Source organism: Bacillus sp. MMSF_3328 (genome assembly GCF_030733525.1).
Classification (GTDB): domain Bacteria; phylum Bacillota; class Bacilli; order Bacillales; family Cytobacillaceae; genus Bacillus_AB; species Bacillus_AB infantis.
On record NZ_JASHIV010000024.1, the window covers coordinates 18,946 to 32,546 of the forward strand.

General features: G+C 45.4%; 17 protein-coding genes. 6 read left to right on the top strand and 11 right to left on the bottom strand.

The genetic code is table 11. The annotated features are described in order from the left end of the window. Positions 1 to 18 precede the first annotated feature (18 nt). Positions 19 to 705, top strand: coding sequence for a hypothetical protein (locus RBB45_RS23070; protein ID WP_306010401.1), 687 nt, complete (start codon positions 19 to 21; stop codon positions 703 to 705). A 44-nt stretch (positions 706 to 749) separates the two neighbouring features. Here RBB45_RS23070 and RBB45_RS23075 read toward each other — a convergent pair whose 3' ends face one another. The 4 genes from RBB45_RS23075 to RBB45_RS23090 all read right to left on the bottom strand — a co-directional run bounded on the left by RBB45_RS23075 (position 750) and on the right by RBB45_RS23090 (position 4,557). Next, a complete protein-coding gene (locus RBB45_RS23075) occupies positions 750 to 905 on the bottom strand; it encodes a DUF1540 domain-containing protein (protein ID WP_009795307.1) in 156 nt (51 codons plus the stop codon). 84 nt (positions 906 to 989) lie between these two features. Then, positions 990 to 2,039 carry a cytochrome d ubiquinol oxidase subunit II gene (locus RBB45_RS23080; protein ID WP_148951181.1) on the bottom strand — a complete coding sequence of 350 codons (1,050 nt, stop codon included), beginning with the start codon at positions 2,037 to 2,039 and terminating at the stop codon, positions 990 to 992. Between the two features lie 13 nt (positions 2,040 to 2,052). Beyond that, entirely contained in the window at positions 2,053 to 3,414 is a 1,362-nt protein-coding gene (locus RBB45_RS23085) for a cytochrome ubiquinol oxidase subunit I (RefSeq protein WP_022544313.1), read from the bottom strand. A gap of 150 nt (positions 3,415 to 3,564) precedes the next feature. After that, the gene (locus RBB45_RS23090; RefSeq protein WP_306010402.1) at positions 3,565 to 4,557 is read right to left on the bottom strand and encodes a metal ABC transporter solute-binding protein, Zn/Mn family; all 993 of its coding nucleotides are present in this window, start codon (positions 4,555 to 4,557) and stop codon (positions 3,565 to 3,567) included. 220 nt (positions 4,558 to 4,777) lie between these two features. Here RBB45_RS23090 and RBB45_RS23095 point away from each other — a divergent pair, with 220 nt between their 5' ends. Beyond that, positions 4,778 to 5,341: a beta-class carbonic anhydrase gene (locus RBB45_RS23095; protein WP_009795303.1), complete on the top strand. Its 564-nt coding sequence runs from the start codon at positions 4,778 to 4,780 to the stop codon at positions 5,339 to 5,341. Here RBB45_RS23095 and yidD read toward each other — a convergent pair whose 3' ends face one another. After that, on the bottom strand, positions 5,342 to 5,569 hold the full coding sequence (gene yidD, locus RBB45_RS23100; protein WP_022544312.1) for a membrane protein insertion efficiency factor YidD: 228 nt from the start codon (positions 5,567 to 5,569) through the stop codon (positions 5,342 to 5,344). 178 nt (positions 5,570 to 5,747) lie between these two features. Here yidD and RBB45_RS23105 point away from each other — a divergent pair, with 178 nt between their 5' ends. Further along, positions 5,748 to 6,221 (top strand): S-ribosylhomocysteine lyase, encoded by a 474-nt coding sequence (locus RBB45_RS23105; RefSeq protein WP_009795301.1) that lies wholly within the window; start codon positions 5,748 to 5,750, stop codon positions 6,219 to 6,221. Between the two features lie 53 nt (positions 6,222 to 6,274). Here RBB45_RS23105 and cls read toward each other — a convergent pair whose 3' ends face one another. Continuing rightward, a complete protein-coding gene (gene cls, locus RBB45_RS23110; protein WP_224952354.1) occupies positions 6,275 to 7,723 on the bottom strand; it encodes a cardiolipin synthase in 1,449 nt (482 codons plus the stop codon). Between the two features lie 121 nt (positions 7,724 to 7,844). Beyond that, positions 7,845 to 8,030 carry a YtzI protein gene (gene ytzI, locus RBB45_RS23115; RefSeq protein WP_022544311.1) on the bottom strand — a complete coding sequence of 62 codons (186 nt, stop codon included), beginning with the start codon at positions 8,028 to 8,030 and terminating at the stop codon, positions 7,845 to 7,847. Between the two features lie 202 nt (positions 8,031 to 8,232). On the opposite strand from ytzI, the gene RBB45_RS23120 reads away from it, so the two are divergent. Beyond that, positions 8,233 to 8,670, top strand: coding sequence for a Dps family protein (locus RBB45_RS23120; protein WP_009795298.1), 438 nt, complete (start codon positions 8,233 to 8,235; stop codon positions 8,668 to 8,670). Between the two features lie 113 nt (positions 8,671 to 8,783). On the opposite strand, the gene RBB45_RS23125 is transcribed toward RBB45_RS23120, so the two are convergent. After that, positions 8,784 to 9,041 (bottom strand): DUF6154 family protein, encoded by a 258-nt coding sequence (locus RBB45_RS23125; RefSeq protein WP_009795296.1) that lies wholly within the window; start codon positions 9,039 to 9,041, stop codon positions 8,784 to 8,786. Between the two features lie 176 nt (positions 9,042 to 9,217). Between RBB45_RS23125 and RBB45_RS23130 the strand changes: the two genes are divergently transcribed. Continuing rightward, positions 9,218 to 9,547 carry a hypothetical protein gene (locus RBB45_RS23130; RefSeq protein WP_009795295.1) on the top strand — a complete coding sequence of 110 codons (330 nt, stop codon included), beginning with the start codon at positions 9,218 to 9,220 and terminating at the stop codon, positions 9,545 to 9,547. Between the two features lie 424 nt (positions 9,548 to 9,971). Here RBB45_RS23130 and RBB45_RS23135 read toward each other — a convergent pair whose 3' ends face one another. Continuing rightward, positions 9,972 to 10,856: a DUF6612 family protein gene (locus RBB45_RS23135; RefSeq protein WP_353762478.1), complete on the bottom strand. Its 885-nt coding sequence runs from the start codon at positions 10,854 to 10,856 to the stop codon at positions 9,972 to 9,974. A gap of 326 nt (positions 10,857 to 11,182) precedes the next feature. Between RBB45_RS23135 and ytkD the strand changes: the two genes are divergently transcribed. After that, a complete protein-coding gene (gene ytkD, locus RBB45_RS23140) occupies positions 11,183 to 11,650 on the top strand; it encodes an RNA deprotection pyrophosphohydrolase (RefSeq protein ID WP_224952352.1) in 468 nt (155 codons plus the stop codon). A gap of 361 nt (positions 11,651 to 12,011) precedes the next feature. Here the strand turns inward: ytkD and RBB45_RS23145 are convergent, their stop codons facing one another. After that, positions 12,012 to 12,797 (bottom strand): ABC transporter permease, encoded by a 786-nt coding sequence (locus RBB45_RS23145; RefSeq protein WP_371931659.1) that lies wholly within the window; start codon positions 12,795 to 12,797, stop codon positions 12,012 to 12,014. Positions 12,798 to 12,804: 7 nt separating this feature from the next. Further along, positions 12,805 to 13,575 (bottom strand): ABC transporter ATP-binding protein, encoded by a 771-nt coding sequence (locus RBB45_RS23150; protein ID WP_009795290.1) that lies wholly within the window; start codon positions 13,573 to 13,575, stop codon positions 12,805 to 12,807. Positions 13,576 to 13,601: the final 26 nt, after the last annotated feature.

Consider the following 13,601-nt stretch of genomic DNA (forward strand, 5'->3'; position numbering starts at 1 on the left):
CAGAAAGGAGGTTAATCTATGGTGCATAAACTAACTGCTGCTGTTCTTCTTGCTGCCCTTTTAGCCGGATGTTCAGAAGGCGGGCCAGGGGATGGTACAAAGGAAGAAGCAGGTGCCGTGGAAGAAACAGCCAGTCCTGGGAATGTAAATGGACAGCAGCCAGAAGGCGGAAAGGAAGGTCAGGTAGAAGAGCATGAAAAAAATGATGAGCCAATTGAACAATCGGCAGAAGAAATGGCAAAGAGCATTGTGAAGGCGCTGGAAAATGAAAACTACGGCGCAATCTCAGAATACGTCTCTAAAGAGAAGGGTCTGTTGATTTCACCATACGAATTTATTGAAAGCGATGCAGTCGTCTTGTCTAATGAAGAGATGGAGAATCTAAGCAGCATTGAAAAAGAATATTTGTGGGGATACCATGATGGAAGCGGCAAGCCCATCCGGTCGGTGCCGCAGGCTTATTTTGACCGGTATAAAGGATTTACAGAGCCGGATCAGATCATATTGGATGATGTGCAGCAGAGAGGCAACACGAAGAATAATATTAAAGAAGTCTTTCCTGATTCAAAAACGGTAGAGTTTTATCAGAATGGAACAGATAAATATGGAGGGATGGATTGGAGGAGTCTGTACTTGGTATTTCAGCAAGATGCAGAAGGCAAGCTGAAATTGTCTGCGCTGGTTACAGGAGAATGGACTATTTAAAAGCCAGGCCAGGACAAATTTCCCGGCTTGGCGTTTTACATTTCCTATTCATGCGGCTTGAAGGTTTTGCAGTCCGTTTCATGGCTGTTCTCGGCCTGTTCGCCATGATGGCTGACAACATAAATCTGGTCGGCGCCGCAGTTATTCCCTTTTTTCCAGTAGGTGCAGTTGTTTACTTCACATAGTACATCCTGTGCCATCTGTATCCACTCCTTAAAGTATTTGATACAGCATTAGCTTTTGCTGCCCGGCTGGTGGGAATACGTGACAGAAAAAGGGAAGCTTTAGTTCGGCTGTTTGCTGCCCTTTTGCCTCAGGTAGCGTTTGTCTTTCATAAAAAGGCTCCAGAAGTAGACAAAACCCGGGAAAAGAATGGCAAAGCCTGCAATATAGGTGGCAAACACGGCCCTGAATGAATTGGGGTCTGTAAACCCTGATTCAATGGTGACCTCAGGATAGACCATGTATGGGAGATGTGCCTTTCCGTAAACAAAACTGGCTGCCAAATATTGCAGTGTGACAGCGATGACAGCAAGCCTTGGGATTCCTTTCGCCCCTTTTTTTGTAAATGAAGGCAGGAGCAGCGCCAGGATTCCCAGTAGAAATAAACCTACTGACAGCATCAGAATGGGCATATCCTCGATCATTTTATTATACAGCCAGGCAGCTTCAAGGCTGAGGGTATGCATAATGACAACACCCATTAAGAGCGATACGGGCCCGATCATCAGGGCATCCCGGCGGTAAACATAGTAAGCATCCATTTCATCCGCTGCCTTGGAATAATCGGCCAGAAGAAGAGAAGAAAGAAACAGAGTGCTGCTGACGGCAAAGCCGAAAAAGGCATACTCGTTTTGGCTTGTGAAAAGCTTGGCCAGATTAAGCGACTGGCCGCCATCTGAAAAGTCAATATAATCGCCGTGTGTAATCGGCAGCACACTGATCAATAGGCCGGGAATCAGAATCCCCGAAATCCCGGATATGATGGTGAGCGGCTTTTTATAGTCACTCGCAATGTTCGAGAACACAAGAAATGCGCTTCGGATGGCCAGCAATAAAAGGATCATGCTCCCAGGTACAAGCAGCACGGTGCCCAATGTGTAAGCTGCGCCCGGAAACAGGCTGTATATTGCAACGACGAGTGCCACAATGAAAGTGTTCGTCACTTCCCATGTCGGGGAAAGATAGCGGTTGGCGATGTTAGTGGCCTTTGTTTTGGTCCTTTTCATATAGACCATCGACCAAAAGCCGGCGCCGAAATCCATCGTTGCCATGACAGCATAGATGAATACAAATCCCCACAGGATTGTGATGGCTAATAGAGCATCTGACATGCTTTCTCACCCCTTATGTATTGGAGCCATACAGCGGGACTCCCTTTTCCTTGGTCCGGTTGATATCGTCGAGTACCGTATTTCTTTTGAAATAATACAGAAGCACCAGTACAACCGTCAGTCCGAGAATGACATAAACGGCAGCAAAAAGGACAAATAAGATGCCAAGGTTCCCGGCCGTCGTTACCGAATCCTCAGTTGACAGTACCCGGTAAATTGTCCAGGGCTGTCTGCCTGTGCAGGCGAAAATCCACCCGAATTCAATCCCGAGGACAGCGGCAGGGCCGGACAGCACAAACGCCCACATAAATATTTTTGGGAACCTGTCTTTTTTTAAGAATTTATTCCAGAAAAACGCTACAAAGGAAAGGAGGATCAGCAGACTGCCTATGGCCACCATCCCATTGAAGAGCGTATGGACAAAAAGCGGCGGCCACAATTCTTCCGGAAAATCGTTCAGGCCGATGACCACTGTGTCAAAGCTGTTTCCTGCCAGAAAGCTGAGCGCCCATGGAATTTCAATGCCCCATTTTACCTCCTGTGTCTCCCGGTCGGTAAAGCCTCCGACTGCAAGCGGGGCATGTGACTGCGTCTCAAAAAGCCCCTCCGCGGCAGCGAGTTTTTCCGGCTGGTACTCATGGAGATACTGGGCGGAAGCATGGCCGTTCAAGGCAGTCAGCAATGAGAAAATGCCGCCGACAATCAAGCTCAGCATGAGTGCTTTTTTATGAAAATCATATACCCTTGTCCCGAACTTATTGCGCAGCATCTTAAAAGCAGCCACAGACGCGACTACAAAGGCGCCTGTTGTATAGGCAGAAACAGCCACATGGCCTGCTGTCACGAGAAAGCTTGGATTGAAGAAGGCTGCCCAGGGATCAATGTCTACAATTTCTCCGTTTTCAATCCTGAAGCCCTGCGGTGTCCCTTCAAAGGCATGGACATTTGTTATCAGGACAGCAGAAGCAAATGCACCGAGTGCAACGAGGACAAGGCTCGAAATCCTCATCCACGGAGGGATCCGTTCAGCAGCATAGACATAAATGGACATAAACAATGCTTCAATGAAAAAGGCATAAATCTCAATCTGGAACGGAAGGGCCATAACCCGCCCAATCACTTCCATAAAGCCCGGCCAAAGCAGGGAGAGCTGAACGCCCGCAATGGTTCCTGTCGGAATGCCGACTCCGAGGAGGACAGCAAAGGCTTTTGTCCAGCGCTTCGCCATGATGACATAGTCATGGTCCTTTGTTTTCTGATAAATAAGCTCTGCTGTCAGCATCATCAGCGGAAGCCCAACGCCGATTGTCGCGAAAATAATATGGAAACCCATTGTTGTCCCAAACAGAGAGCGCGCAATTACCAAGTCATTCATATTTATCTTCCTTTCGCCAATTCTTCCATTTACATAGTGTCTGCGATTCATTCTGGAATATGTAAACATTTCCTTGAAAACAGAAAGAAAATGACAGGTGAATTTCGCTCATATAAAAAAGCAGCAGGAATATTACCTGCTGCTGTATCCTTAATTATTCAAGGCTTTCTCTATCCCTTTCAGGTTGTTTTCCATCAGGGTAAAGTAGGTTTCTTTATTATCGATATTTTCATCTGTCAGCACAGACAAATTATGAAGCTGCAGCGATTTGGCACCAACTTCATTCTGGACGATTTCCGTCAGTTTTGAGCTTACATTCTGTTCAAAAAAGATATAGTTCAAGCCGTGCTCCCTGGCTGTTTTGATAATGTTTTCCAATTCCTTCTGTGTTGGTTCATTGGATGTGGAGAGACCTGAAACACTGATTTGCTCTAAACCATATCTTTTCTCCCAGTATCCGTATGCTGCATGGGAGACAATGATTTCTTTATGTTTTGCAGAATCAATAGTTTCCTTAAATTCATGGTGGAGGGAATCCAGTTCAGCGGCAAGATTTTGGAAATTTTCTTCAAATTCCTTTTGGCGCTCCGGCATCTTCTCTGCCAGCTCATCTTTAATAGCTTCAGCCAGATCGGCAGCATAAAGAGGATCAAGCCATACGTGAGGATCAACATCGCCATGATTGTGTCCATCATCTTCATGGCTGTGTCCGTCTTCTTCATGGCCTTCCGCTTCTGTTCCTTCTTCATGGGCGTGCCCATCTTCTGTACCGGCCATATCAATATTTTCTCCTGCCGCCAGCAATGTTACATTCTCATTCTCGAGGGTGCCTTCGGCTTTTCTCACAAATCCTTCAAGGCCAAGGCCGATGTAAATGAACAGATCTGAATCGGCAAGAGCCATCATATCCTTTTGCGAGGGTTCGAATGTGTGCTCGTCAGCTCCCGGAGGATAGATGGTTTGGGCATCTACATAGCTGCCGCCAATTCTTTCCGCAAAATATTGGAGCGGATATACCGTTGTATACACATTCAGCTGATTTTTTGTATTTTCCTCCGCCTGGTCTGCATTTCCGTCCCCGCAGCCCGCCAGAAAAAGGCTGACCGGCAGCAATAGGGTGAGGAGCATGATTAACTTTCTCATAATAACCGCCTTTCATAAGTAAACCGTATTTATTTCGATTTGATTGTGATACATGATCATATGTTCTTAATGTTGATTATATAATACGTAATCGTTACGATTTTACTAAGTAATCTTACAAAATTTTTCTGTGAAAAGCAAGGGAAAAATTTTGTCTAAGAGAACGGGATTATGTATGCTAGAAGGTAGTGAATCATTATAAAGCCTACAGGAGGATATTATGAAACTGTTACAGCAAATATTAGACCATAACAAGGATTTCGTTGAAAATAAGCGTTACGAGGAGTTTGCAACAACAAAGTTTCCCGATAAACGGATGGTGATCCTGACATGTATGGACACAAGGCTGCTTGAGTTATTGCCAAAAGCCATCAATGTTGCGAATGGGGATGTCAAAATCATCAAGAATGCAGGTGCGCTTGTGGCCCATCCGTTTGGCAGCATCATGCGAAGCATCCTGGTGGCTGTTTATCAGCTGCAGGCGGACGAAGTTTTCGTCATCGGCCATCATGACTGCGGAATGAGCGCCATCAAGCCGGAGCTTGTGATTGAAGAAATGAAGAAGAGAGGCGTGGACGAGTCTGCCTTTGAAACGCTGGCATATTCAGGGATCAATGTAGAAGAGTTCCTTAAGGGATTCAGCTCCGTAAGCGAAAGTGTCGCCCACAGCGCCGATATGATCAAAAAGCACCCGCTCATGCCGAAGGATGTACCGGTCCATGGCCTTGTCATCAATCCGGAAACAGGAAAACTGGACCTGGTGGTTGACGGGTACGGGCAATAGTCATTTCTCGTTTTTCTCAGGAACAGGATCAAAGCCTCCAGGATGGAATGGGTGGCATTTGGTTATTCTGCGCACAGCAAGCCAGCCTCCTTTAAAGGGGCCAAATCTTTTGACGGCCTCCAGACCATAATGGGAGCAGGTCGGGTAAAAACGGCAGGACGGCGGCTTAAGGGGCGAAATGGCAATCTGATAAAAACGGATCAGTCCGATCATCATCTTTTGAAGCATGTACTGCCTCATCCTTTCTACATCATAATTATTGATTATACTGTTTTGGAATCATAAGAGTCCATCTGCATGCATAGTTATGCTGGTAACGGACTGGGAATTTTATTCTATATTAATTTGATGAAAATAGTCGGCTTTTGCGTTATAATTGAAATTAAGACTTATAAGGAGTGATTACATGCCTTCAGTAGAAAGCTTTGAATTAGATCATAATGCCGTTAAAGCTCCATATGTAAGACATTGCGGTGTCCACAAAGTGGGAAGTGACGGAGTTGTTAATAAATTCGATATCCGCTTCTGCCAGCCAAACAAGCAGGCGATGAAGCCGGACACCATCCATACGCTTGAACATCTGCTTGCTTTTAATATCCGTACCCATGCAGAGAAATACGATCATTTCGATATTATTGATATTTCTCCAATGGGCTGCCAGACTGGCTACTATCTTGTTGTCAGCGGGGAGCCGACAGTGGAAGAAATCATTGATTTGCTTGAAGATACATTAAAGGATGCTCTTGAGATCACTGAAATTCCGGCTGCAAACGAAAAACAGTGCGGCCAGGCCAAGCTACATGACCTTGAAGGGGCAAAGCGTCTTATGCGCTTCTGGCTGGATCAAAGCAAGGAAGATCTGAAGCAAGTATTTGCTTAATAGAACGCAGTGCGCAAAAACCGGCATAATGCCGGTTTTTTTGCTGTCAGCTATTATAAAATGGGCGACAGCAGCCTCGATATGGATTCTTTAAGGCGGATGTAAAAACTTCTTTTGCTGTAGCGCTCTGCATCCATCAGGCTGGAAAGTTCAATATCATCACGGAATTTGCCGGCAAGCTGGCCGGATACCTCTTTATCATATATAAAGGCATTGACCTCAAAATTCAGCCGGAAGCTTCTTACATCTATGTTGGCTGTACCGACGGAAGAAATCTTTTCATCAACCACAATGGTTTTGGCGTGAATGAAACCATTATCATAAATATAAATTTCTGCTCCGGTTTTCAGCATTTCCCCGATGTATGAGTAAGTTGCCCAATAGACAAACATATGGTCCGGCTTATTCGGAATCATGATTTTTACTTTTACTCCAGAAAGTGAAGCAATCCGAAGTGCATCAAGCAGGCTCGCATCAGGGATGAAGTACGGCGTCTGGATCATAATGCTCTCCTTAGCCGAGCTGATCATCTTGATATAGCCATTTTTAATCTGTTCCCATTCTGAGTCAGGACCGCTGTTGACGATTTGGATCCCGATATTTCCGCTGCCGGCGCTTTCCGGAAAATACCGGGTATGATAATGGATATCATGGCGGTGTGACGCCTGGTTCCAGTCAAGGATGAATCTTGTCTGGATGGCGTGGACAGCCTCTCCGGTAATCCTCAGGTGGGTATCCCTCCAATAGCCGAAGGAAGGATCCAGTCCCAGATATTCATCTCCGACATTAAAGCCTCCCACATAGCCTACCTTGCCGTCTATGATGGCAAGCTTCCGGTGGTTGCGGTAATTGACCCTGATATTGATAAAAGGGAGCTTTGACGGGAAGAAAGCTTCCACTTCCCCTCCGGCTGCACGCAGCTCCCTGAAGAAACGTTTAGTCACGCCTCTGGAGCCCAATTCATCATACAGGACCCTGACCTTTACTCCTTCTTTTGCTTTTTCGGTTAAAAGGGAAACAAGCCCTCTGCCGAGGTTGTCCTTTTTAAAAATATAATACTGCAGATGGATATGATCCTGTGCCGATTTTATATCGCCGATTAAAGAATCGAATTTCTTCCTTCCGTCGGTAAATATCTCAACTTCGTTATCCTGGGTAAGGACGGCTTCATTATTGATCAAATGCATATAGATCAAATCATAGCTGTCCCTGATGGTTTCATTGCGAAAGGAAAACAATTGATTTTTAATTGATTGAACCTGCTGTCTGATCATTTCATCTATGCCGACCTTTTCCCGGTCCTCCCATTGAAACATCTTCCTTCGCGCAAGGTTCTGGCCAAACAGGAAATACATGATGAAACCAAGAATCGGTATGAAAAATAAGACCATCAGCCACGCCCAGGTGCCTCCTGCGTCCCTCCGCTCCAGGAAAATAACAATGATGGCAAAAATCACATTCAGCACAAAAATCAGACTGATAAATATCGAATAAACATCCATGAAAAAACACTCTCCCTGCTAAGGCAAAACCGCTTGCATCCAGCAGTCTGACGGCCGGCATCAATAATAGGATAGTGCCGGCCGCTTATGCACCGTTTCAAATGGCAATTAGAATAGGTGTTTAAGCCTTGTTTTCTGTCTCTGTTTGCTCTGCTTCTGTATTTTCCCCCTCTTCATTTTTCAGGTGGGGGTTGTTCTCAATTGGATCGACGGTATGTTTATACGTATAAGCCTTGGAGGTTGTGACAACACTCAGGAGCAGTACGACTAAAACAATAATGATGCTTATAATTAAAATGATATACATGATTTCCCTCCTTTTGAATAGACGGGAAGAACAGCTGCCCACATGCTTCTGTATTTTTCCCTTTAAATTGCCTGATAATCGCGGGTTTTCCAATATTCGTATTTTATCATGAAACATTGGCCTGGTGGGTTTTCATAAAAAAAGCAGCAGCATGTTTTTAAAAAACGGAGGGTGGGTACTATAAAGAAGGGAGGTTGATAGTATGTCAAATCAATTAGTACAAGCAGTTAATAAACAGGTGGCCAATTGGACGGTATTATATGTAAAGCTCCATAATTACCACTGGTACATAAAGGGCCGCCACTTCTTTACCCTTCATGAAAAATTTGAGGAGCTGTACAACGAGGCAAATGAACATATCGATGTTCTTGCTGAAAGGGTGCTTGCCCTGGAAGGCAGCCCTGTTGCTACGATGAGGGAATGCCTTGAAATGGCTTCTGTTGAAGAAGCGTCAGGCTCTGAAAAAGAAGAGGATATGGTCAGGAGCATCTGCAATGATTTCATCAAGATGGAGGATGAACTGCAAAGTGCCATCGAAATTGCTGAAGAGGCAAATGATGAGGGCACAGCGGATATGCTGCTGTCTGTGAAGCAGAGCTTGAAAAAGCATATTTGGATGTTCAAAGCATTCTTAGGATAAGGATAAAAAGCATCCGGCAGCTGCCGGATGCTTTTTTGGTATGCAAAAAAAGAAGAGAAAGGAGCAGCCTGGAATATGATACTGGCTTTTCCTTTCTCTATTTATGTATCAATTTAATGAATATTCCGCTGAGGAAATATCGGATGCCTTTCCTGGCCGTAGTCCTCATTGGCAAATTTGCCCTTCAGGCTTTCGATTAAATAAAGGCCCATCAGGCTGTAAAGCTCCTGCTTATCCATTTCCTTCAGGAGGGAAAGAAGGTCATCATAGCTCATTTCCTCAAGAAAAGCGAATGCAAGCATATCAATGTCTTCCTCATCCCCTGTCAGCTTTCCGCGGTACAATTCGTAGAGCTCGTCAACAATTTTCATATGGTACACCTCCTCAAGATGGATTGCTAATGTATATTCGCGGCGGCCAGGAAAAATCCTGCCCGCCAGTCTTTCTATATTATATTTAGTAAATACCCTTCATTATGAAAAGTATTCCCCGAGAATAAAATTGCCTTCCTTGAGGGAAACAAAGATAAGAAGGAAATAAAAAGGGGATGACCAGGATGGAAAATAGGAAAGTGTATTATATAAGCGTTGCCAGCGGAGAAATATCCCAGAGTTCAGACAGTTCGCCCTGGAATTTTAAAATAGAGGCCAATGACGAAGAAATCACCAGGCTTAGGGAGTATTTTGACCAGAATCACTCAACTGACTGGCAGAATTTCTTCCGTGCCCATGTTCCGTATGTCCAGTATCATTATGACCGGGAGAATGATGCCTATGATGAAGGCCTGGCCGGGGCATACAAAATGATTTATGAGCTTGGGGATGAAGAAGCCAGGAAGCATATTGATGAGATGGGTATTCTTGGGGGGAGAAATTAAAAAAGTTTCCTATACTTCGTTTCAGGCGAATGAGGAAGGTATAAGAAGTATCTTGTTACTACTGTGCTTTACGAATATATTTCTAACAGTCAAGTCTTTTCATTGGATCTGTTTTCCTGTCTGGCCTGCGGGGTACAGTTGCCCAATTTATTTCAAAGCCCTGTTGATTGGAGTGCAAGGCACGTAGACTCCTGCGGGATTGCAGCGGCAAAGCTGAGACCCCGCAGGAGGTACGACGAGGAGGCTCAGCGCCGCCCCGCGGAAAGCGAAGTGCCTGGAACGCAAATCAACAGCCCCATTAAAGGAAGGATTTTTTTAGTTGAACTTCAGCGCACGATGCCCTATGCAGGTAAAAAGACTTTTCACAATAAAATACATAATCGGGGCAAGGAAATCTTTCCCCGCCCCGATTATGTTTGCTATTTTACATCTCCATTTCAACTGCTGTGTCCAAAACCTCTTGAGGGATTGTGATTTCTTTTACCTCGTTGTAGTCTGAGTATTTGCCCTCGATTTTTTGATTGAGTGAGACTGTCTGCCCTTCAACTGCCATTTCCATAGTCATATCCATATTCAGTGATGAAGGATAGAAAGTTTCCTTATCAACCAGAATGGTGTACTCGACGTTTTCAATCTTCATATTGTTAAATACTTCTTCATCGGCAGCCATTTCCGGCGGCAGTGTATCAGCCATTGTTTCTTTCATAAGTTCAGTGAATTTTTCTCCTGATGCTTTCAGTTTGAGAATGAAATGATTGTCGTCCTGTTCAAATGTGAAGTCATCTGTAAATTCCTGCAGCTTTTTTAATTCTTCAGCCGGATTTGTCTGCTGACCGGACATTTGGATCAGCTGGTCTGACATTTCTTTGGGAAACTTCATCCATGTTTCTCCAGCGGGGTCATACATGAACATGCCTTCTTCAGTAAAATAGCTTTCAGTCTCATAAGTTTCACCGGACTGGTCCTGGGACATGGCCGTTTTTTGGTAAAAGGCCATTGGCTCTGTAACGACATCCATCTGGATATCAGAGCTGATATTCATGTTTTCTTCCTCCTGGCCGGCGCTGATCATCTGATCCATTGTCATATCGACCGAAAAGCTATTTAGGTTTTCTGAAGCCTCTGTCGTTTTATCCAAAACTTCCTCAAGCGTAAGGTCAGATTCATTCTCTGCTGTTTCGCCATTTTCTGCAGCCGTGCCATTTTCATCTGAGTTATTGCTCTCACTGACAGGGGCAGCCGTCTGGTTGCATGCTGCCAGCATGAATAAAAGGATGAGGCTAGCTGCTAATGATAGAATTTTTTTCAAAATATACACTCCTCTGTTAGTATTTGTTATCTTTTTTACGGACGGTTTGCCGAAAAGTTTCGAGAATTGCCTAATATGGTCCATTAAGCCTAAATATAAATATCCTGATTACGCTCCCTCCCTTTATAACACGCCCTATACAGGGATATTTATGTATCCACTGCGAGTTTCATAGGAAAATTGTATGGATTCACAGGTCCTTTCCCTATTTAGGAAGAGCTTAATCTGTTTTTATATGAAAAATTTACCTGTATGCGCTGCGAAAGTGGTTTCCTGCTGAAAGCTTCTTCTATAATAGAGAAAAAGGAAAACAGGAGTGGACTTGAATGGAAGTTTTCAAAGATTACAATGGGGGGACTGTCAGACTGTCTTTCCAGAAGGGATCATTCCTTGAAAAAGCAAAGCATGTCCTTGTCATATGCCGGTATGAAGATAGCTGGCTTTTGACGGATCACCAGGAGAGGGGCTGGGAGTTCCCGGGCGGAAAATGTGAAGCGGGAGAAACGATTGAAGAGGCAGCAAGGAGAGAGGTTCGGGAAGAGACAGGAGCCCTGCTTGATGATCTGCGGTTTATCGGCGAATATGAGGTAAAGCTGGATGGCCTGTCTTTTGTAAAGGCCATTTACTGGGGGCATGCAGCAGAGCTGGAGAAAAAGGATTCTTATCTGGAGACGGATGGACCGGTTCTATTTAAAGGGGATTTGCTGGCGGAGAGGATGGACAGCCGCTTCAGCTTCATCATGAAGGATGACGTGGTAAAAAGGAGCATTGAAATGCTGGAAGGAAAGCTTTGAAGGGCAACAGCCTTCCGATTGGCAAGTGCATCAAAATTGGCGGTCGGAGGGTACTCCCAAGCCGGCAAGTCGGTATCTGCTGCGGTGCTTTCCCGCTTCATTTTTTTAGTTTTTAACATAAACGTTTTACCAATAAATATAAGCAGACTGCAACCTTGACCCAATTTTTTTTAAAAACTTTGTTGATTGGAGTGGAAGGCACGTAGACTCCTGTGGGAGATAGCGGCAAGGCTGAGACCCCACAGGAGCGGCAGCGACGAGGAGGCTCAGCGCCGCCCCGCGGAAAGCGAAGTGCCTGGAACGCAAATCAACAGCCCCATTAAAGGGCAGGGGAAAATTGAAACGCCCAGGCTGGCAACATTCAGCTTTTAATCAGTTTTTTCTCGAGCAGATCCACAAGCTGGTACATAATAGTGGCAAAGACAGCGATGACGAGGAGCGACAGCATGACAAGCGTAAAATTGAACACCTGGAACCCGTAAATGATCATATAGCCAAGTCCTTTTGAAGAAACCAGGAATTCTCCGACAATCACTCCGACCCAGGACAGGCCGACATTGACCTTCAATGTGGAGATGATGACAGGGAAGGAAGCTGGAAGGATGGCTTCCTTAAAGCATTGGGCCCTGGTGGCGCCAAAGGTCTGGAGCACCTTCAGATAGTTGGGATCCACTTCCTTAAAGGATGTATAAACGACTATGGTTGTAATAATGACTGATATGATGGCGCCCATGGCGACGATGGATGTAAAGCTCGGACCGAGGGCAACAATCAGGATTGGCCCGAGAGCAACCTTGGGCATGGCATTCAGTATGACAAGATACGGATCCAGTATTTTCTGGATGATAGGAGACCACCAGAGAATGGCAGCCAGCAATGTGCCAAGGAAGGTTCCCAGGACAAAGCCGAACACAGTTTCCGAAAGGGTGATTCCGAGGTTGGCCAGGAGAGAGCCGTCGCTCAGCTTGGACAGGAACAGCTCCCATACCTTTGATGGCGAGCTGAAAATCAGCGGATTGATCCATTCGTTCCTGCTGAATATCTCCCAGCCGGCAAAAAAGAAAGCAAATATGACCAGCTGAAAAAAGCGGACCCGCCTTTTCTCGCTTCTCAGCCCCTTCTTGTATTCAAGATGCAGGGCTTCAATCCTCCTGTTATTCTGACTCAAGGGACTCCATCTCCTTCCATACAGTCTGGAACAATGTAGAATATAAAGAATGGCTTCTGGCCTGAAAAGGGCTGAGATTCCGCAGTTCATCCGGGATGTGGAAGGTTTTATGGAGCCTTCCGGGGCGAGGGGAAAACATGAATATCCTATCGCTCATGGCAATGGCCTCGCCGATATCATGTGTCACAAGGATGGCCGTTTTTCCGAAAGCTTTCAGCGTGCCTGAGACAAGGTCTTCAAGCTTCAGTTTAGTCTGATAGTCAAGGGCGGAGAAGGGCTCGTCGAGCATCAGCAGCTTTGGTTCAGCAGCAAGGGTGCGCACCAGGGCCACCCGCTGGCGCATGCCTCCCGACAGCTGTTTGGGGAACTGTTTTTCAACACCGGATAATCCCATTTCAGCAAGCAGGCTGAAAGCATAATCCCTTTTGCTTCCGGTGTCTTCTCCTGCAAGCTTTAAGCCGATCAAGATGTTCTCCTCGATTGTTTTCCAGGGGAACAGATAGTCCTGCTGGAGCATATAACCGATCTTCCGTTCAGAAACATTGACTGGGCGCCCCTCAAGAGAGACCTTGCCCTCTGAGGGTTCTATAAGGCCTGCTATAATGGACAGAAGCGTAGTCTTTCCGCAGCCGCTTGGGCCAAGGAAGGAGACAAATTCCCCTTCCTTAATGCTTAAGGTAATATCAGAGAGGGCCGTGTTTGCAGTGTTTTTGGTAAAATAAGTATGATTGATCTGTTCAATCTCGAGAAAGTCCATTTTTTCACCCTCCGTTTCTTTAAATT

Coding starts and splice junctions, on each gene's coding strand:
- RBB45_RS23075 (WP_009795307.1), bottom strand. CDS start 905: ATGGCACAGGATGTACTATGTGAAGTAAACAACTGCACCTACTGGAAA.
- RBB45_RS23120 (WP_009795298.1), top strand. CDS start 8,233: ATGTCAAATCAATTAGTACAAGCAGTTAATAAACAGGTGGCCAATTGG.
- RBB45_RS23125 (WP_009795296.1), bottom strand. CDS start 9,041: ATGAAAATTGTTGACGAGCTCTACGAATTGTACCGCGGAAAGCTGACA.
- RBB45_RS23095 (WP_009795303.1), top strand. CDS start 4,778: ATGAAACTGTTACAGCAAATATTAGACCATAACAAGGATTTCGTTGAA.
- RBB45_RS23090 (WP_306010402.1), bottom strand. CDS start 4,557: ATGAGAAAGTTAATCATGCTCCTCACCCTATTGCTGCCGGTCAGCCTT.
- ytzI (WP_022544311.1), bottom strand. CDS start 8,030: ATGTATATCATTTTAATTATAAGCATCATTATTGTTTTAGTCGTACTG.
- RBB45_RS23070 (WP_306010401.1), top strand. CDS start 19: ATGGTGCATAAACTAACTGCTGCTGTTCTTCTTGCTGCCCTTTTAGCC.
- RBB45_RS23130 (WP_009795295.1), top strand. CDS start 9,218: ATGACCAGGATGGAAAATAGGAAAGTGTATTATATAAGCGTTGCCAGC.
- RBB45_RS23105 (WP_009795301.1), top strand. CDS start 5,748: ATGCCTTCAGTAGAAAGCTTTGAATTAGATCATAATGCCGTTAAAGCT.
- RBB45_RS23080 (WP_148951181.1), bottom strand. CDS start 2,039: ATGTCAGATGCTCTATTAGCCATCACAATCCTGTGGGGATTTGTATTC.
- cls (WP_224952354.1), bottom strand. CDS start 7,723: ATGGATGTTTATTCGATATTTATCAGTCTGATTTTTGTGCTGAATGTG.
- yidD (WP_022544312.1), bottom strand. CDS start 5,569: ATGCTTCAAAAGATGATGATCGGACTGATCCGTTTTTATCAGATTGCC.
- ytkD (WP_224952352.1), top strand. CDS start 11,183: ATGGAAGTTTTCAAAGATTACAATGGGGGGACTGTCAGACTGTCTTTC.
- RBB45_RS23085 (WP_022544313.1), bottom strand. CDS start 3,414: ATGAATGACTTGGTAATTGCGCGCTCTCTGTTTGGGACAACAATGGGT.
- RBB45_RS23150 (WP_009795290.1), bottom strand. CDS start 13,575: ATGGACTTTCTCGAGATTGAACAGATCAATCATACTTATTTTACCAAA.